Source organism: Aliamphritea ceti (assembly GCF_024347215.1).
Taxonomy (GTDB): Bacteria; Pseudomonadota; Gammaproteobacteria; order Pseudomonadales; family Balneatricaceae; genus Amphritea; species Amphritea ceti.
On sequence record NZ_AP025282.1, the window covers coordinates 431,443 to 449,227 of the forward strand.

Annotated in this window: 20 protein-coding genes; 9 read left to right on the forward strand and 11 right to left on the reverse strand. The window is 48.7% G+C overall.

What is annotated here, in order from left to right:
- Positions 1 to 3: 3 nt before the first annotated feature.
- From hemW to OCU49_RS01895, 6 genes are all read right to left on the reverse strand, one after another.
- Positions 4 to 1,161, reverse strand: a complete 1,158-nt coding sequence (gene hemW, locus OCU49_RS01870; protein ID WP_261843334.1) for a radical SAM family heme chaperone HemW — start codon at positions 1,159 to 1,161, stop codon at positions 4 to 6.
- 47 nt (positions 1,162 to 1,208) lie between these two features.
- On the reverse strand, positions 1,209 to 1,805 hold the full coding sequence (gene rdgB / locus OCU49_RS01875; protein WP_261843335.1) for an RdgB/HAM1 family non-canonical purine NTP pyrophosphatase: 597 nt from the start codon (positions 1,803 to 1,805) through the stop codon (positions 1,209 to 1,211).
- Positions 1,806 to 1,828: 23 nt separating this feature from the next.
- Positions 1,829 to 2,290 carry a DUF4426 domain-containing protein gene (locus tag OCU49_RS01880; protein WP_261843336.1) on the reverse strand — a complete coding sequence of 154 codons (462 nt, stop codon included), beginning with the start codon at positions 2,288 to 2,290 and terminating at the stop codon, positions 1,829 to 1,831.
- Positions 2,291 to 2,465: 175 nt separating this feature from the next.
- The gene (locus tag OCU49_RS01885) at positions 2,466 to 3,023 is read right to left on the reverse strand and encodes a YggT family protein (RefSeq protein WP_261843337.1); all 558 of its coding nucleotides are present in this window, start codon (positions 3,021 to 3,023) and stop codon (positions 2,466 to 2,468) included.
- Positions 3,024 to 3,105: 82 nt separating this feature from the next.
- Positions 3,106 to 3,930, reverse strand: coding sequence for a pyrroline-5-carboxylate reductase (proC, locus tag OCU49_RS01890; RefSeq protein ID WP_261843338.1), 825 nt, complete (start codon positions 3,928 to 3,930; stop codon positions 3,106 to 3,108).
- 52 nt (positions 3,931 to 3,982) lie between these two features.
- Positions 3,983 to 4,687: a YggS family pyridoxal phosphate-dependent enzyme gene (locus OCU49_RS01895; protein ID WP_261843339.1), complete on the reverse strand. Its 705-nt coding sequence runs from the start codon at positions 4,685 to 4,687 to the stop codon at positions 3,983 to 3,985.
- Between the two features lie 116 nt (positions 4,688 to 4,803).
- On the opposite strand from OCU49_RS01895, the gene OCU49_RS01900 reads away from it, so the two are divergent.
- Positions 4,804 to 5,838 (forward strand): type IV pilus twitching motility protein PilT, encoded by a 1,035-nt coding sequence (locus OCU49_RS01900; RefSeq protein WP_261843340.1) that lies wholly within the window; start codon positions 4,804 to 4,806, stop codon positions 5,836 to 5,838.
- Positions 5,839 to 5,969: 131 nt separating this feature from the next.
- Entirely contained in the window at positions 5,970 to 7,133 is a 1,164-nt protein-coding gene (locus tag OCU49_RS01905) for a PilT/PilU family type 4a pilus ATPase (protein WP_261843341.1), read from the forward strand.
- Positions 7,134 to 7,197: 64 nt separating this feature from the next.
- Here the strand turns inward: OCU49_RS01905 and OCU49_RS01910 are convergent, their stop codons facing one another.
- Positions 7,198 to 7,812, reverse strand: coding sequence for a TetR/AcrR family transcriptional regulator (locus OCU49_RS01910; protein ID WP_261843342.1), 615 nt, complete (start codon positions 7,810 to 7,812; stop codon positions 7,198 to 7,200).
- A gap of 180 nt (positions 7,813 to 7,992) precedes the next feature.
- Between OCU49_RS01910 and OCU49_RS01915 the strand changes: the two genes are divergently transcribed.
- From OCU49_RS01915 to OCU49_RS01925, 3 genes are all read left to right on the forward strand, one after another.
- Entirely contained in the window at positions 7,993 to 8,973 is a 981-nt protein-coding gene (locus OCU49_RS01915; RefSeq protein WP_261843343.1) for a fatty acid desaturase, read from the forward strand.
- A 22-nt stretch (positions 8,974 to 8,995) separates the two neighbouring features.
- Positions 8,996 to 9,307 (forward strand): MocE family 2Fe-2S type ferredoxin, encoded by a 312-nt coding sequence (locus OCU49_RS01920; protein ID WP_261843344.1) that lies wholly within the window; start codon positions 8,996 to 8,998, stop codon positions 9,305 to 9,307.
- A 125-nt stretch (positions 9,308 to 9,432) separates the two neighbouring features.
- Entirely contained in the window at positions 9,433 to 9,990 is a 558-nt protein-coding gene (locus tag OCU49_RS01925) for a hypothetical protein (protein WP_261843345.1), read from the forward strand.
- 63 nt (positions 9,991 to 10,053) lie between these two features.
- On the opposite strand, the gene OCU49_RS01930 is transcribed toward OCU49_RS01925, so the two are convergent.
- On the reverse strand, positions 10,054 to 10,302 hold the full coding sequence (locus OCU49_RS01930) for a YfhL family 4Fe-4S dicluster ferredoxin (protein ID WP_261843346.1): 249 nt from the start codon (positions 10,300 to 10,302) through the stop codon (positions 10,054 to 10,056).
- Positions 10,303 to 10,328: 26 nt separating this feature from the next.
- On the reverse strand, positions 10,329 to 10,808 hold the full coding sequence (gene coaD, locus OCU49_RS01935) for a pantetheine-phosphate adenylyltransferase (RefSeq protein ID WP_261845298.1): 480 nt from the start codon (positions 10,806 to 10,808) through the stop codon (positions 10,329 to 10,331).
- 180 nt (positions 10,809 to 10,988) lie between these two features.
- On the opposite strand from coaD, the gene OCU49_RS01940 reads away from it, so the two are divergent.
- The gene (locus tag OCU49_RS01940) at positions 10,989 to 12,281 is read left to right on the forward strand and encodes a M48 family metallopeptidase (RefSeq protein ID WP_261843347.1); all 1,293 of its coding nucleotides are present in this window, start codon (positions 10,989 to 10,991) and stop codon (positions 12,279 to 12,281) included.
- Here OCU49_RS01940 and rsmD read toward each other — a convergent pair.
- Positions 12,278 to 12,922, reverse strand: a complete 645-nt coding sequence (gene rsmD / locus OCU49_RS01945) for a 16S rRNA (guanine(966)-N(2))-methyltransferase RsmD (protein ID WP_261843348.1) — start codon at positions 12,920 to 12,922, stop codon at positions 12,278 to 12,280. The two genes, OCU49_RS01940 and rsmD, sit on opposite strands and share 4 nt — an antisense overlap.
- A 47-nt stretch (positions 12,923 to 12,969) precedes the next feature.
- A complete protein-coding gene (locus OCU49_RS01950) occupies positions 12,970 to 14,217 on the reverse strand; it encodes a hypothetical protein (RefSeq protein ID WP_261843349.1) in 1,248 nt (415 codons plus the stop codon).
- 376 nt (positions 14,218 to 14,593) lie between these two features.
- Here OCU49_RS01950 and ftsY point away from each other — a divergent pair, with 376 nt between their 5' ends.
- Genes ftsY through ftsX form a run of 3 tightly spaced genes read left to right on the forward strand, consistent with a single transcriptional unit; the run spans position 14,594 to position 17,762 of the window.
- Entirely contained in the window at positions 14,594 to 16,015 is a 1,422-nt protein-coding gene (gene ftsY / locus OCU49_RS01955) for a signal recognition particle-docking protein FtsY (protein WP_261843350.1), read from the forward strand.
- Between the two features lie 57 nt (positions 16,016 to 16,072).
- Positions 16,073 to 16,732 (forward strand): cell division ATP-binding protein FtsE, encoded by a 660-nt coding sequence (gene ftsE / locus OCU49_RS01960; RefSeq protein WP_261843351.1) that lies wholly within the window; start codon positions 16,073 to 16,075, stop codon positions 16,730 to 16,732.
- On the forward strand, positions 16,725 to 17,762 hold the full coding sequence (ftsX, locus tag OCU49_RS01965) for a permease-like cell division protein FtsX (RefSeq protein WP_261843352.1): 1,038 nt from the start codon (positions 16,725 to 16,727) through the stop codon (positions 17,760 to 17,762). The genes ftsE and ftsX overlap by 8 nt, the downstream gene beginning before the upstream one ends.
- Positions 17,763 to 17,785: the final 23 nt, after the last annotated feature.

Genomic DNA, 17,785 nt, shown 5'->3' on the forward strand with positions numbered 1-17,785 from the left:
TGATCAGTCTGCCAGAAAACTTTCCAGCAGATCATTGAGAAACAGGCGGCCCTGCTCTGTCGGGGCAATGCGCTGCGGATCATCTACCAGTAAGCCACGACTGCGCAGCTGCTGCAAAAGAGGTGTTATCTGGCTGAGTGGCATCCCTGTCGCGGGTGTGTACAGATCAGCACTTACGCCTTCATGTAAACGCAAGGCATTCATCATGAATTCAAAGGGCAGTTCTGCTTCAGTAATTGCCTGCAGGCCGCTGAGAGGATCTATTGCCTGCATATAGGCTTTGGGCTGACGGTGTTTCCAGCGTCGCAGAATCTGATTTTGGTCCGCGAGTGTGACTTTGCCGTGGGCACCTGCACCTATACCTATATAGTCGCCAAACTGCCAGTAGTTAAGATTGTGTCTTGCGGTCTGACCGGGTTGGCTATAGGCAGATATTTCGTATTGTTGGTAGCCGTGTGCGGCTAGCAGTGCCTGCCCCTGTTCCTGAATATCCCAGAGTGTTTCGTCCTCTGGCAGGCGAGGTGGCCGGCTATGAAACTCGGTATTAGGCTCAATAGTCAGCTGATACCAGGATAAATGTTCAGGGGCCAGGTCGATAGCTGTCTGCAGATCATTCAGAGCCTGCTCAGGTGTTTGCCCAGGCAGGCCGTGCATCAGATCAGTGTTGATGTTGGTGAAGCCAATCTGACGTGCGGCTGCGACAGCATGTCGGGCATTTGCACTGTTATGAATACGTCCCAGAGTTTGTAAGTGCTGGTCGTTGAAACTTTGAATGCCAATTGAAAGCCGGTTCACGCCAGCTTCAAGGAAACCTGCAAAGCGTTCCTGCTCGAAGGTGCCTGGGTTGGCTTCCATAGTGATTTCAGCATTTGCCGCCAGTGGCGTACGTTCGGCCACGCCCTGCAGGATGTTTCGCAGGGCTTGCGGAGAAAACAGACTGGGGGTGCCGCCACCAATAAAAATGGTTTCAATTTCTCTGCCCTGTACTGCGTTGAGTTCAGTTTCCAGATCCCGCATCAATGCTGCGGTATAGGCTTTTTCAGGCAGGCCTTCCGTGTCATCGCTTTTGACTGCGTGAGAGTTGAAATCACAGTATGGGCATTTGCGTATGCACCATGGGATGTGAATGTAGAGAGAAAGTGGCGGTAATTGCAGTGGCATGGGAATTCCGGGAGGGCTATGCCTGTCGCTATAGCCCTGGATTGAGGTTACAGATAGGCGGCGATATTTTCGATCAGTTGCCGAACCGCTTTACCTCTGTGGCTAAGGCTGTTTTTTTCTGCAGGAGGTAGTTCTGCAGAGGCTTTGCCTAATTCAGGAATATAGAACAGTGGGTCATAGCCAAATCCATTGTCTCCGGATGGTTTGCGCAGAATCTCGCCTTCCCAGCTGCCCTGGCAGATCAGGGGAGTCGGGTCTTTAGCGTGGCGCATATATACCAGTACACAGCGGAATCGAGCCGTGCGTGGCTCATCACGAACAGCAAGTTGTTGCAACAGCTTCTGGTTATTATCTGAATCGGTGGCATTCGGACCGGCAAAGCGGGCGGAATAAATACCTGGTGCGCCGAGCAGGGCGTCAACTTCAAGCCCTGAGTCGTCTGCCAGTGCAGGTAAACCGGTTATTTCACAGGCATGGCGGGCTTTAATAATGGCATTTTCAACAAAGCTTAAGCCGGTTTCATCGGCATCTGCCACGGCAAACTCAGACTGTGGGACGACTTTTACGCCCAGTTCACCGAGTACTTGGTTGAACTCTTTAAGTTTTCCCTGATTGCCGCTGGCGAGAACGATCTTCTGAGTCATTGAGCAATATTCCCTGGCTGTCTTTAGTCTGCGTAGAAGCGCTGTTCAAATTTGATATTGGCGGCTGCACTGTTTGGGTCAGGCTGAACCTGAACATTAAAACGCAAAACCTGATCATCTGTGAATGCATATTCAGCAATGTAATACAGCGCATTAGTTTCACGGATCTGGCGGAATTCCAGTGGCTGTACCTGCGAAGTCAGATTAGTCGCTTTACCATTCAGCACGGCAACGACAGGCTTAGTTGAACCGTCCGCCTGCTTTTCCAGCACGGATACGTTCAGTAGTCCACGGGTTTTACCGCGTTTTATGCCGTAGCTCTGGGCTACTTTAGGTTGCAGGAAAGTACTGTTAAAAGCGTTGTAGTGAACTTCGTATTTGCCCTGAGTGATCTTTTGTTCCGCCAGGCCCTGCTGGCTGAACAGTGTCATGCTAAGAGCCAGTAAACTGGCGCCTAATGTTTTGAAATAGTTAGAGCGTTTCATGATGTAACCTTTATTCCCGCACAGAAGCTCCCGTGACCGGAGAATTTCTCATGCTGTTCTGATCCGCCGAAGACTAGCTGAGTAACTCTTCAGCTGAAATCCTTTAATCGGTGTATCTTACTATTATAGAGGAGGACGCCGCAGTTGCTGCTACGGCGATTGACCGAAGTGCGTTTTACAGCGCCATGGCTGTAAGGCTTTTTAACTGGGAATTCAGAATCTGAATGATGATAAAGATCAGGATCGGCGAAAGATCCAGACCTCCCAGAGAAGGCACTACTTTACGGGCCAAGTTGAAAACTGGCTCGGTCAGTTGAGTTATTAACTGCGGCCCGGGGTGATAACTGCCAGGCGCAACCCAGCTGATAATCACTGAGCCCAGTACCGCCCAGAAGTAAATGTCCAGGATAGAGCTCAGAACAGTTACACCGGAAATTATTGCTATGGTCGGTAAGTTAGTGCCGACGCCATGGCCTTGCAGTGTCAGTATCAGCAACCAGCCAGCTGCATGAATGATAAAGGCCAGTATCAGTGGCGTGATATCTATATTCGCAATACGAGGTATTGCTTTCTGCAAAGGGGCTAACGGCACTGCTGTAAGCTTAACTACGGCCTGCGAGATCGGATTGTAATAGTCGGCTTTGGCTACCTGAAGTAAAAACCGTAATACGATCATGAAAGCATAGAGTTGTACGATCAACTGGATGATAGAGCTGGTCGGATCCTGTCCCATATGAATTCAATTCCTGTTAAACATATTTGTATGAATACGAGTATAGAGCCTTTATAGCTGTCAATGAACAGAATAGAGGTGTCTATTTGGCTAATTCTTCAGCCATTTCTTCCGCACGGTTATAGCAAGCCTGCATAGCAGTGCCGAACATGTCTTCCAGCCCCTGGCTTTGAAAGCTCAGAATTGCCTGCTCAGTAGTACCTTTTGGAGAGGTAACACGACGGCGCAGTTCAGCTGCATCCACGTCACTCTGACTGGCCATCTTAGCGGCGCCCAGTGCCGTTTGAAGTGTTAGCTCCCGGGCTACCTCTGGGCTCAAACCGAGTTTTTCTCCGGCGGCAGCCATCGCTTCCATGACAAAGAAGTAGTAAGCAGGGCCGCTTCCTGATACGGCAGTGACTGCACTGAGTTCTGCTTCTTGCTGAACCCACAAAGCGATACCGATAGTTTTTAAAATAGCTTCGGTTTGCTGTTTTTGCTCAATCGTTACTTTCTCGTTTGCGTACAGGCCGCTGGCGCCGGTTTGCACCAGGGAAGGGGTATTCGGCATGCAGCGTACAATTGCAGTATTGCCACCCAGCCAGCTATCCATACTGTCGCAGCGAATTCCGGCGGCCACAGATACAATCAGCGGCTGGTTGCTCTGAACTGTTGCTGCCAGTGATTCAGCAACGCCTTTCAGAATCTGGGGTTTAACTGCCAGCACGACGATATCAGCAGCAGCGCATGCTGCCTGGTTGTCAGTGGTGGTTTGCAGGCCTTGCTCATGCAAATAAGCAAGGCTTTCGGTACGGGTGGCGGTAGCCCATATATTCGCAGCAGGGTAACCGCTGTTTAGCAGCCCGCCGATAATTGCCCGAGCCATGTTGCCTGCGCCGATAAAGGCCAGTGTTGGTTGCGCACTCATAATTTTATCCTTGTATCAGGCCTGTATTTGGCGGCCTTATGTTATGCATTCTTCAGGCTTTCTGGCTGTAATCACGGGCACCAAAAATAGCAGTACCAATACGTACCATCGTTGAGCCTTCACTGATTGCGGCAGTCATATCACCGGTCATGCCCATCGATAGAGTATCCAGCCGGGCTGTGGGATTAGTTGCGCGAATTTCATTGAGCAGTGCAGACATCGCTCTGAAAGGTAGCCGTTGTGCTTCAGGATCGCTGCAGGGGCTGGGAATCGCCATCAGACCACGCAGCGAGATATTCGGTAGCTGCAGTATCTGGTTGGCCAGTGCAACTACGTCTTCAGGTAAAACACCTGACTTGCTTGCTTCACCACTGATGTTTACCTGTAGGCAGATATTCAGCGGTGGCATGTTTTCCGGACGTTGTGCACTCAGTCTCTGGGCTATTTTTAGACGATCAACACTGTGTACCCAGTCAAAGCTTTTGCTGATTGGGCGGGTTTTATTGGATTGAATAGGGCCAATAAAGTGCCAGCAAATATCCAGGTCCTGAAGGAGTTCGATTTTATCCAGGCCTTCTTGCAGATAATTTTCGCCAAAGTCCCGCTGGCCCGCTGCATATGCCTGGCGAAGATCGTCAGCCGGTCGGGTTTTACTGACTGCCAACAGGCATATTTCGGCTGCATCGCGACTGCTGTTTTCAGCGCTTTGCAGAATTTGCTGCCGGACAGTATTCAGGTTCTCTGTGATTTTTATCATACGGGTGTTTAAGGAACATTGGCTTGAAAGTTTATATTCTGCTACATATAAGGGCGCGATTGAATAGCTATACTTGTTTTACAAGTGTTTATACCCTGTTGATGTACTGAGGCTTTATGGATATTACCGAATTACTTTCTTTCACTGTTCAGCAAGGCGCTTCTGATCTACATATTTCTGCAGGCATGCCACCGGTAATTCGGGTCGATGGTGAAGTCCGGCGTATCAAGCTGCCTTCCCTCGATCATAAACAGGTCCAAACGCTGATTTACGACATAATGAATGATAAACAGCGTAAGGACTACGAAGATCTGCTGGAAACAGATTTTTCTTTTGAGGTACCAAAACTGGCCCGTTTTCGTGTTAACGCTTTTAACCAAAATCGTGGCGCTTCAGCTGTTTTCCGGACCATTCCTTCTAAAGTTTTGACCATGGAAGACCTGGGGTTGGGTAAAGTATTCTGCGATCTGGCAGAAAAGCCCCGTGGACTGGTATTGGTAACAGGGCCTACTGGCTCAGGTAAAAGTACCACTTTGGCGGCTTTGGTGGATTATATTAATGAGACCCGTCAGGATCACATTCTTACCATCGAAGATCCGATTGAATTTGTTCACGAAAGTAAAAAGAGTCTGATTAACCAGCGGGAAGTACATCGGGATACGTTAGGTTTTGACGAAGCACTGCGTTCTGCGTTGCGTGAAGACCCTGACGTGATTCTGGTGGGCGAGATGCGGGATTTGGAAACTATTCGTCTGGCGCTGACTGCCGCGGAAACCGGTCATTTAGTGTTTGGTACCTTGCATACAACGTCTGCAGCCAAAACTGTTGACCGTATTGTAGATGTGTTCCCTGCGGCGGAGAAAGCCATGGTGCGTTCGATGCTGTCAGAGTCTCTGCAAGGCGTTATCTCTCAGACGTTGTTGAAAAAACCACAAGGTGGCCGGGTTGCCGCTCATGAAATAATGATAGGTACTCCGGCAATTCGTAACCTGATTCGGGAAGACAAAATCGCACAAATGTATTCAGCAATACAAACCGGTGCGGCTTTTGGTATGGTTACTCTTGATCAGTCGCTGACTGATTTGCTTAGTAAAGGCCTGATCAGTCGCGAAGCGGCACGTGAAAAGGCACTTAATCCAATGAACTTCTAGTGATGCTTTGGTCACAGTTTGTAGTAGTTGAACGGTAATTAACTATTTCTTACGCGGGCGCCAGGGGTTTTTAAGCGCTGACAGGCAACGATAGCCGCCGTGTATTTTGCGATTTTTGGTTGGAGAACCAGGTGGATATTACTCAGCTCTTAAAAATTATGAATGATCGCAATGCCTCTGACTTGTTTGTGACCGCAGGTGCCAGGCCGAGTATCAAGGTGGATGGTACGCTTAAACCATTGACTAAAGAGGCGTTAAAGCCTGACCAGGCCAGAAAGCTGACATGTAGTACGATGAATGATCAGCAGCTGGTTGAATTCGAAAGTACCCGTGAGTGTAACTTTGCCATCAGTGCGCAGGGGCTGGGTCGATACCGCGTAAGTGCTTTTTATCAGCGGAACTCGCCGGGAATGGTATTGCGTCGGATTAATACCAGTATTCCGAGCATGGAAGATCTTTCTTTACCGCCGGTGCTGAAAGATCTGGCGATGGCTAAGCGCGGATTGATTCTATTTGTAGGTGGTACCAGTACCGGTAAATCCACGTCACTGGCTTCCATGATTGATTACCGTAATACCAATAGCGGTGGTCACATTATTACCATTGAAGATCCGATTGAATATATCCATGACCATAAGCAGAGTCTGATTACTCAGCGGGAAGTAGGTCTGGATACAGACTCTTTTGAAGTCGCGCTGAAGAATACCCTGCGTCAGGCTCCTGATGTTATTTTGATGGGTGAGATTCGTACATCTGAGACGATGGGGTATGGTCTGACTTTTGCTGAAACCGGTCATCTGTGTATGGCCACCATGCATGCTAACAATGCTAACCAGGCACTGGACCGCATTATTAGTTTTTTCCCGCCTGAAAGTCATGCTCAGGTGTGGATGGATTTATCGCTGAACCTTAAGGCTATTGTTGCTCAGCAGTTGTTGCCAACCCGCGATGGTAAGGGGCGCCGGGCTGTAATTGAAGTAATGATTAATACACCTTTGATTCAAGACCTGATCCGTAAAGGCGAAGTACATGAGCTGAAGGAAGTCATTAAAAAGTCTTCTAATCTGGGTATGCAGACCTTTGATCAGGCGCTGTACGATACCTACAAAGAAGGCATTATTAATTACGATGTGGCGCTGGCGCACGCGGATTCAGCTAATGACCTGCGTTTGATGATTAAGCTGAATGCGTCTGAGAATGAAGTTGTCCCTGATGACGATACAATGAATTTCTCGTTGCAGGATGAAGATGATTACATCGCCAATGAAGGCAATATCCAAGTAAACAAAATGTAATTTATTGCGATTAAAAAAACCGGTCACAGTACCGGTTTTTTATTGTCTGCTGGTTGTGGGTGAATCAGCTATTGAAACACCCCTGAATGTAACTCTTGCACGCCTGTGTGGCATCGTCAGTGCTGAGTTCGTTCTTATTCAGAGCGATATTACTCCACAGGCCATCCAACAGCGCTAATAAGCCGAGAGTTGCCTGTTTCGCGGGTAGGCGCAAATTGCTCTTGATTCCTGAGTGACCAAATAATTGCAGATAAAAAGCCATCATTTGCCGGTTGTTATCCTGAATGATCTCCCGGTAGCGCTCGGTGTAGCGGCTGGCGCTGGTGAAAGCCTGCCAGGCTGCAAGTACATCGGTATCAAAGCCCGGAGGCTGAAAGCTGGCAGCCGCGCAGCGGTGGATAAGTGTGAGTGGGTCACTGGCAGTATCAGCGCCTATCTGACGTTTAATGTCTAATGCGTCACTGAACATTTTACTCAGGCAGGCCGCAAGTAAGTCTTCTTTACTACTGAAGTAGTGAGCACTCATGCCTCTGGATGCTCCCGCTTCAGCACAGATTTTCGCAATAGTTGCGCCTTCGACGCCCTGCTGGGCAACCGTTCTCACACTGGCTTCTAACAGGCTCTTACGCCGAAATTCGCGGTTTTCGACTTGAGTCAGTGGTCGGGAAAATTCTTTCATATCAGTTGTTTGTGCCTGTTTTAAGCGGCAATGGTGATTTTGTTTTAAGCATTATAACCGGTAAAGCATAAAAATTATGTTGCATGAAATAATTATGTTGATTGACATAACTTTGTTATTTGTCATAAGTTTGCAGCTGACTTTACCCCGTAACAAAAATAATAATGCGAGGATATACGTATGAGCACTGAGCAAGGTTGGTATAAACCGGATATTGATAAAAAAGTACTGAAGCAACTGATGCGTCGGGATAATAAACCTGCGTTGCTGCAGTTTGGTTTGTTCTTTGGTTTGTTAGCGGGCTTAGCCGTTGCTGTGCTGCTGAGTTGGAATACAAGCGGGTGGTGGTTGCTCTACCTGCTTTACTGTGCGGTATTCGCATTTGCTACATCAGCTGTGCATGAGTTATGTCATGGCTCTCCGTTTCGAACTCGCTGGTTAAATGAAATAAGTCTGTTTATTACTGGCTGGATGATGCAGATGGAGCCGGTTGCGGCCCGCTGGGGGCACGCCGGACATCATACTTATACTCATTTTAATAAAGGCGACAGCGAGCTGGCGCTGGCAAACCCGCTCAGCTGGAAAGAGTTTTTGGTACAGCTCAGTGGTGTAGGTGCTATGCATCGCTATTACGCTGAGATGCTGATGCTCTGTTGCGGTAAACAGGTAGCACGGATTCGCGGCATTATTCCGCAGCAGGAAATGCGTCAGGCGCAGCGCAATGCCTGTCTGATGGTGTTGGGCTATGTGCTGGTTATTAGCTGGTCTGTGCTTGCTGCCAGCTGGCTGCCTGTCTTATTGCTGATGTTACCGCGAATAATTGGTGGCCCTGTGGTTGGGGTGTTTAGGGTAACTCAGCATGCCGGGCTGGCTATGGATATTCAGGACCACCGCATGACAACCCGGACGTTTTACACGAATCCGTTATTTGAGTTTCTCTACTTCAATATGAACTATCACGTCGAACATCACATGTTCCCGCTGGTGCCTTTCTATAATTTAAAGAAGCTTCATGAGGCCGTGAAGGATCAGTTGCCTGTACCGCTTGAGGGTATGGATGCAGTTATGACTGAAATTATTCATGCCATTCGTATGCAGCGCAGTCATCAGGGCTATTTTATAAATAAGTTGGCCACAGAGTCGGCACAGACAGCAGTTTAATTTTTGAAGACGGAGCCAGAACATGAACTATATCGACGTATGTGACATTGAAGATATCGATGCAGAAGACGTGATGCGGTTTGATTACGGAAATGAAACTTTCGCAATTTATCGGACAGAGACCGACTATTTTGCTACCGCAGGCCTGTGTACCCATGAAGAGGTACATCTTGAGGATGGTCTGGTGATAGATGATGTTATCGAGTGTCCGTTGCATCAGGGGCGCTTTAATGTGCGTACCGGGGAGGCGTTGAGTGCACCGGCCTGCGTGAATTTGAAGACATACCCTGTAAAGGTCGATGGTCGGCGGGTGATGATGGACATTGATGGCTAAGGGCCTAAGCACTGTTAGTGCATGTCTTTGTCTGGGGCGTGATTTTTTCAGAGCGGCGTTGTGATCTTATGTCTGGCGAGGCATAGTGCTGTTCCCTCAGCTAGCACTGGCTTTAGGAATCGGATATGCAGCGCATTATTCTGGCAGATATCTTTGGTTATACCGAAGCGCTACAGACACTGGCGGATCAGTTACCGGGTGATAGCCTGATACTGGACCCTTATGCAGGTCAGCCAATGGCTTTGCTGGATGAAGCTCAGGCCTATGAATGCTTTCAGACATACTGCAGTGTTGAAACCTATGCTCAACAGCTGAGTATCGCTCTGGAGCAATTAGCTGATCCGGTAGATGTCATTGGGTTTAGTGTCGGTGCTGCTGCACTCTGGCATGTGTTAGGGAGTGTGGCACCGGAAAAAATCTCTAATGCGACTGGCTTCTACGGTAATCAGATTCGGCATGCTCTTAATATAGAGCCTCAGGGGGCTGTAACCTTGGTGTTGCCTGATTCGGAAAAACATTTCTCGGTGGCATCATTAGCTGTTTCGTTAGAAGTTTATCCACAGGTAAGTTTAGTGCGAACACCATATTTTCACGGCTTTATGAACCCTGCTTCTGCGAACTTCTCAACGCAAGGTTATGCTGAGTATCTGCTTTGGTTACAGCGAAAAAGTAGCGAAAGATAAAATGAAGACATAAAAAAACCTGCCAATAGCAGGTTTTTTTGCTCGTAAGTAGGCAGTATTTTATTACTGACCAGTCAGCTGCTTGTACTTATCCATCAGCTGATCTTCAGACTCAACGTGATCCGGATCTTTAGGAATGCAGTCTACAGGGCATACTTCAACACACTGCGGAGTATCGTAGTGGCCTACACACTCAGTACATTTCTTTGGATCGATTTCGTAAATTTCGTCGCCTGGAGCGATCGCCTCGTTCGGGCACTCCGGCTCGCATACGTCACAGTTTATGCATTCATCTGTGATGATTAATGACATCGTAGCTACCTCACTAGCTGTTAGTATTAGTGCCCGAAACGGCGTTTCAATGCTTGATTGACCGTTGGGTGCACAAATTGTTCTACATCCCCTCCCAGGCTCGCAATTTCCCTAATAAGGGTAGAGGAGATGAAAGATAAATGTTCTGCCGGCGTAAGAAACATACTTTCGGCAGCAGGTGCCAGATGACGATTCATGTTCGCCAGCTGGAACTCGTATTCAAAATCTGACACGGCTCTTAGCCCACGCAGAATAATATTGGCGTTATGCTGGGTGACTAATTCCGCAAGCAGACAGTTGAAACCTATTACTTCGACATTGTCTAAGTGGCTGGTGACAACTTTTGCTAACTCAACACGCTCGTCCAATGGCAGCAGTGGTGCCTTTTTGGGACTGGCCGCGACAGCAACAATCACCCGATCGAAAATACGGGAAGCCCGTTCGATCAGGTCGTTATGTCCATTTGTAATCGGGTCAAAAGTACCCGGGTAAACCGCAGTATTCATGTTTAATTCACAGCTGTTCTGCATAAATGAATATTAGCAAATCCGCAAGTGCGCGATATTAGCTGAATTGGATGGAGTTCACAAATACAATAATGGAATTGGAAATTGTATATTGGTTATAAGAACTATTTTTTTAATTCCAATGCGAAATAACCATTTTAGCTTTACGGGAATCCCGAAATGAAAGTATTTCAATGTCTTAGTCAAAGTCGTGGTAGAGGCTGCCTGAGAATATTGATGTTGTTGCTGGGTGTGACGACGTTAAGTGGCTGTCAGGTACTGCAAAGTATCGATAAAGGTTTGTATGACGTCGCTGAAGCAGTTACTGAAACTGATCGTGTCACCGGCCAGCGAGCCTTAAGTACGGCAAATCGTAATCAGCAGATTGCGCTGGGTAATCAGTATGTCGATAAACTACTGCAGGATGAGCAGAAACAGGGCCGAAAGGTCGACAGTGCGCTTGATACCCGGCAGTACCGGCGCCTGGTACGTATATTTGACCGTATACATCCTATCTCGCATTTACGTCAGGAACGCTGGAAACCGGTGCTTATAGACCGGGATTCATTTAATGCATTTACAACTGGTGGGACATACATCGTAGTGCATCTGGGGCTTATGAAGCAGTTAAATGATGCAGAAGTTGCTGCTGTGGTTGGACATGAGATTGCACACACTGTAGCGAATCATGTTGCAGAGCGGCAAACCCATCAGCAACTCAGTGGGCTGACATCGTCCAGTGCAGTACGTCGTAAGGGTTATCAGGCCGCTTTTACACATGAACGGGAGCGGGAGGCGGATCGTATAGGTATCCTGTATTCAGCATTGGCTGGTTTCGATCCATATGCGGCAAGTCGTATCTGGCAGCGACAGTATCAACAACAGGGTAATGCCCGCAGCTTGTTTGCGCATGATCATCCGGTAAATGCTGAGCGTTCTGCAGAGGCGAAAGCAGTGGCTGATAAAGTAAAACAGTATTATCGCGCCGGTAAAGTGAACCCTCAGGCGCATGCGTTGCTGGATAATAATACTCTGTGGCAGAAGCGTTCTAACCGGCATGCTGAGAGTGCTGGGGAAGGTGGCGGAGTCGCTGCTATCTTATCGACGGCTGTTGGGGTAATGGCGGAGCATCAGCAGGCGAAGCAGGAAGAATATCGGCAGGCGCAGCAAGCGCAGTTTGTAAGATCTGTGCAGCAAAGTATGCGCCTGGAAGAACAGCGTTGGTTGAATGATCGCAGTTGGCAGACGCGCTGGCACTACACCGGCAATTTGAAACTGCACAGTGTGGTGATGGGCATAATTGCGCGCGATAGCCAGGGTAAAACTTATCGTTTTGTGGGTCATCACAAAGGTGTATTAACGCCGGGCCAGCGCTTTAATGTAAGCTTTATGCTTAATAAAAATATGACGCTGAATCAGTTAGAACGTATGCAAACGCAATACTATCTTGATGATGCACTGCCAGTTCGTTAGACGTCCGGGGCTTCCCGCATATATAAACGGTAAGTGACCTGACCGGCATTCTTTTCTCTGTGCAGATGCCAGTTGTCGGGCACCTGCAGCACAGTCAGCTCAGACTCCGTTTCTACATAAATCATGGCCCGCTTAGTCAGTAATTCCTGTGATTCAAGCAGTTCACAACAGGCTGCCGCCAGCTCTTTACGAAAAGGTGGGTCCATGAAAACCAGATCGTATTGCGGGTCATCGCTGTTTTGTTCACTGCTTTGCTGGCTGAGCCAACGTTGTACATCTGCCTGAATAACGTTGCCATTGCTTGCGTTCAGTGTTTGCAGATTGGCCTGAAGTTGCTTAGTTGCGACCGCGGATAAATCGATCAGTGTTGCCTGGCTGGCGCCGCGGGATAGTGCTTCTAATCCCAGTGCGCCGCTACCGGTGAACAGATCAAGGCACTTTGCGCCCGGCACATAAGCAGAAATCCAGTTGAACAGTGTTTCTCTGACCCGGTCAGGTGTTGGCCGTAAACCTTCAATTGCTGGGAAACTCAGCTTTCGCCCCCGCCACTCACCAGCAATGATTCGCAATTGTTGATTGCCGCTTTTGGCTGTGTCGTTTTTTTTAGTAGCTGGCCGCCGGCCAGGCGCTCGTCGGGACATGAGCTGATTTTCCTGATTTGATAATAAATAGACCGCGGGATTATACGTTAACGGGCGGGCAGATAAATAAATTGCTGCTCATTTGTGTTGAGCATGTTGTTCAGCTGCTCGCGTACCTGGTCATTTCCGGTGTCAGACAGGCGGGTCGCAAAACCGGAAATGTAATCCAGTGGCAACTGGTAGAAGGCCAGAGTGTTAAGTAAAGCAAGTTGTGCCGGTTGCTCGCTCATCTGCTGTAAAAAATTATCTTTGATCATTGTCCTGGTGGCATCAATAACGTCATCGCTGGTGGCGGCAAGTAAGCGTTTATTGATAGGGGCCAGCTGATCGGTATCAGCGGGTGGGCGCTGGCCATACAGTAGCAGTGCAAAATACCCTTGCCGATCCAGAGATTTCCAGATCAAGCGTGATGACACCTCTGGTTGGATAGTAGGTAAAGCGCGTTGCAAACTCTTTACTGCGATAAGTTGGGCCGTGAAGTTTTCACTTTGTCTGCCAGGAAGTTTCTGGCCAATCAGCGTATAAGCTTCGTTACCTGTCGCTGGCAATGTCTGACGTTGTATAAGTCCCTGTGAAGCAAGGCGCGGCGCGGCAAATTGCTGGCGTGCAGGGAGTGCTGCCGCAAGAGCTTGTGCAGCTGTTGCTGCGTCGGGTCCATGAATTGCCATATACAGGTTGTCAGTGCTGAGAGTGTTATTGGCCCAGGCAGAAAAGCGTTGCAGTGGATGAACGGATGAGTCATCGGTTAGTGTAGCCGTTAAAACACTGAGCAGATGATTTTCTGACGCCTGGTTTTCCAGGTACTGCTCAGCTTTAAGGCGTGCCCATTCAGCTTCTGTTCCTGTATTCAGGTCACTGCGTGATAGTGTTTTTATCAGATGTTGCTGTAGCTGCGTCAGCTGGTCGGTATTAATGGCCCGATTCGCCGGGATACTGAGCAATAAAGTGAACCGGTCGTCTTGTAAAGAAAGTTGGATATTTGCTTGTAAAGGAGCGAGTTGCTCAGCGACTTCTTGACTGGAAAGGGTGTGTTGTATGCGTTTAGCGAGCAGTTTATGCAGCAGTTTTTGCTGGTCGTTAAGTGCCGGGCCGAGTGCAAAAATCATTTGCACAGATAAATCTGCAGCATCGTTCAGATCAGTAAAGTACACCGGCTTATTTTCGATACGCTGAATGTCCAGATAATCATTTGTATCGCGTCCGGACGCAGACAATAAAACGATTGCAATAGCGATTACCCAGAGAAGTACTTTCAGGTAAGTGCGGTTGAACATTGGTTGGTATGTGTCTGCCATTCTGGAAATAACCTTTGCTGCTGACTTAAGGCTGATTATTGTGCTGCATAGTTACATGTTTTGGCTTTTTTCGCAGCTATAAAGCGGTTTTGAAAAGTGCTGAAGGAGCTGCATAAATATCGCTTTTGGAATGTCGGTGCTGTCCAGTGGTTAAATAAGCGCCGTATGGTAACATAGCGCACTTTATCAGCGCCTGAGCAACAGGCGGCAGAACTGCGGTTCTTTGCTAAGTCTTTGTTGCTGTTTTGAGTCAGTAAGGCGCTGTTTCCGGTTTCAGGTCCTTTATGCTGATCAGCAAATCTCCGGAAATATCAGAATTGCCCGGGTATAGCGCTCTGCCGATGTGCTGCCCTGAAGATTGCCGACAGGAATAGCAATGTTTAAAAAGTTAAAATCATTATTTTCATCAGATACTGCCAGTGAAGAAAAGCTACAGCAACCAGCGGTAGACGAGTCCCAGCCTATAACCGAAGAGCCAGCAGTTGAATCGACAGCGTCGGCTGATGTTGAGGGGGGCGTAGAAAAAGATGTTGTCGGGCAGGAAACCGAGCAACAAGCTGAAGCGCCGGATGTTGATCCGACGGCGAATGAAGTGTCGACTGATACAGCAGAATCAGATTTGGTTACGTCCCAGGAAGTGGCTGAAACTGTTATTGAGCCAGAGCCAGAGCCAGAGCCAGAGCCAGAGCCAGAGCCAGAGCCAGAGCCAGAGCCAGAGCCAGAGCCAGAGCCAGAGCCAGAGCCAGAGCCAGAGCCAGAGCCAGAGCCAGAGCCAGAGCCAGAGCCAGAGCCAGAGCCAGAGCCAGAGCCAGAGCCAGAGCCAGAGCCAGAGCCAGAGCCAGAGCCAGAGCCAGAGCCAGAGCCCGAAGCTAAACCAGAGAAGAAAGGTCTTTTTGCCCGCATTAAGAGCGGCCTGACGCGTACCAAAGCGAACCTTACTGAAGGTCTGGGGAATATTTTCCTGGGCGCGAAAGAAATCGATGATGATCTGCTGGAAGAAATTGAAACACAGCTGCTGATGGCTGATGTTGGGGTTGAAGCAACCACTGAAATCATCAAACGTCTGACCGATAAAGTTAGCCGTAAGCAACTGGCGGATGCAGATGCCTTGTATGTGGCACTGAAAGAAGAATTAGCTGCATTGCTGAGTAATGCAGAACAGCCACTAACTGTCGATAGCAACAATGGTCCGTATGTCATTCTGATGGTGGGTGTTAACGGTGTAGGTAAAACCACCACTATAGGCAAGATGGCTAAACGTTTTCAGGCCGACGGTAAGTCAGTTATGTTGGCTGCCGGTGATACATTCCGGGCCGCAGCGGTAGAGCAGCTTCAGGTGTGGGGTGAGCGAAATAATGTGCCTGTTGTTGCGCAGCACACCGGTGCCGACTCTGCTTCAGTTCTTTACGATGCACTGCAGTCAGCACAGGCAAAGAACGTTGATATCGTGATTGCTGATACAGCGGGACGGTTGCAGAATAAAGACCATCTGATGCAAGAACTTGAGAAAGTTGTTCGGGTCATGAAGAAGCTGGATGTTACTGCACCACATGAAGTGATGCTGGTACTGGATGCCGGAACAGGTCAAAACGCAATGAACCAGGCGAGTCAGTTTAAAGATGCCGTAGGTGTTACTGGCATTACCCTGACGAAGCTGGACGGTACTGCTAAAGGCGGGATTATCTTTGCCATTGCTAAGCAGCTGGAATTGCCTATTCGCTACATTGGTGTGGGTGAGCAGGTTGATGATTTACGCCCGTTCCAGGCGGATGAGTTTGTTAAAGCACTATTCGATTAAGCGTTTAGCTGTACAGGGCTGCTAGCCAGGTCTGACCGCATATTATAAGGCTGCTTCATGATCAGTTTCGATAATGTCAGTAAGCGTTACCCGAACGGCTACGATGCCCTGAGTCAGGTTGATTTCAGTCTGCGACAAGGGGAGTTAGCTTTCCTGACTGGTCATTCCGGTGCAGGTAAAAGTACTTTGATGAAACTGATCATGCTAATGGAACGGCCAACTAATGGTCGGGTATTAGTTGGCGACCAGGATCTGGCCACCTTAGGTGACCGGCAAATTCCTTATCACCGGCGCAGAGTCGGCGTGGTGTTTCAGAATCATCAGTTACTGTTTGACCGTTCTGTCTTTGATAACATCGCTTTGCCTTTGCGCATCTGTGGTTATGATCCGGATGACGCCGCCCGCCGGGTACGGGCCGCTCTTGATAAGGTTGGCCTGCTCAGTAAAGAGAAAATGAATCCGGTGGTGTTGTCGGGTGGTGAACAACAGCGTATCGGTATCGCCCGTGCGATTGTGCATAAGCCGCAACTGCTGTTGGCGGATGAGCCTACCGGTAACCTTGATCCCAAGTTATCGATGGAAATCATGCGTCTGTTTCAACAGTTTAATCAGGTAGGCACAACAGTATTGATCGCCAGTCATGATCTGGGACTGATTGGCCGTTTACCTCACAGAGTGCTGACGTTGCAGCAGGGGAGGCTCGTTAACGATGGCTAATCAACCACGTACTCCCCGTGCTAATCCGCCGAAGGGTGCTTCACGTATCCAGCCAACCCAGAAACGCGATGGCAAAGTTGTTCGCGGGGCTGAACAGCACCGGCTTAAGGTTAAAGATAAAAGTCGCAGTTATCTGCGTCATCACGGTGATGTTGCCCGTGAATCGTTTGATTCCCTGTTACGTTCGCCATTGACCACGATTATGACCCTTGCTGTACTGGCGATTGCACTGGCTTTGCCGGCGACTCTTTATACCGGGCTTAAAAACCTGCAGGAACTGAGTTACGGCTGGCAGGGCGATCCGCGGATTGCACTGTATTTGCAGGAAGATATTGATGATGTACGTGCGGAGCAGCTTAGTCGTGAGTTACTGCTCCGGGAGAATGTGGCTGCTACAGAACTGATCAGTGCTGAGCAGGGGATGCTTGAATTTAAACAGGCGTCAGGATTTGGGGAAGTATTCGACTTCCTGGAAGTAAATCCTTTACCTGCGGTTATTATGGTACTGCCAAAAGATTTATCTACCGCTATTGTGCCGGTACTGCAGGCGCAATTGCAGGCATTAGATGAAGTTGAAGAAGCAAATGTTGATATGCTCTGGGTACAGCGGCTTGAAGCTTTTGTGGTGCTTGCCCAGCGTGGTGTCTGGGTTTTGTCCGGACTGTTTGCATTGGCGGTATTGCTGGTGGTTGGCAATACGATTCGACTGACGATCGAAAACCGCCGTGAAGAGATTGTCATTGCTAAGCTGGTTGGAGCAACGGATGCTTATGTTCGCCGGCCGTTTTTATACGATGGTTTCTGGTTTGGCATTGCCGGTGGAATACTTGCATGGCTGTTAATTCAGATCAGTCTGTTGCTACTGGATGCGCCGGTCTCTCATCTGATTACTTTATACAGCAGTAACTTTGAGCTTTCCGGGTTAGGTTTTATTGAAACATTCTGGTTACTTTTAGCCAGTATCCTGTTGGGATCTCTCGGTGCATGGCTGGCTGTTGGCCGTCATTTACGGGCAATTCAGCCAACCTGATGCCGCTGTATTAAGATAAATAC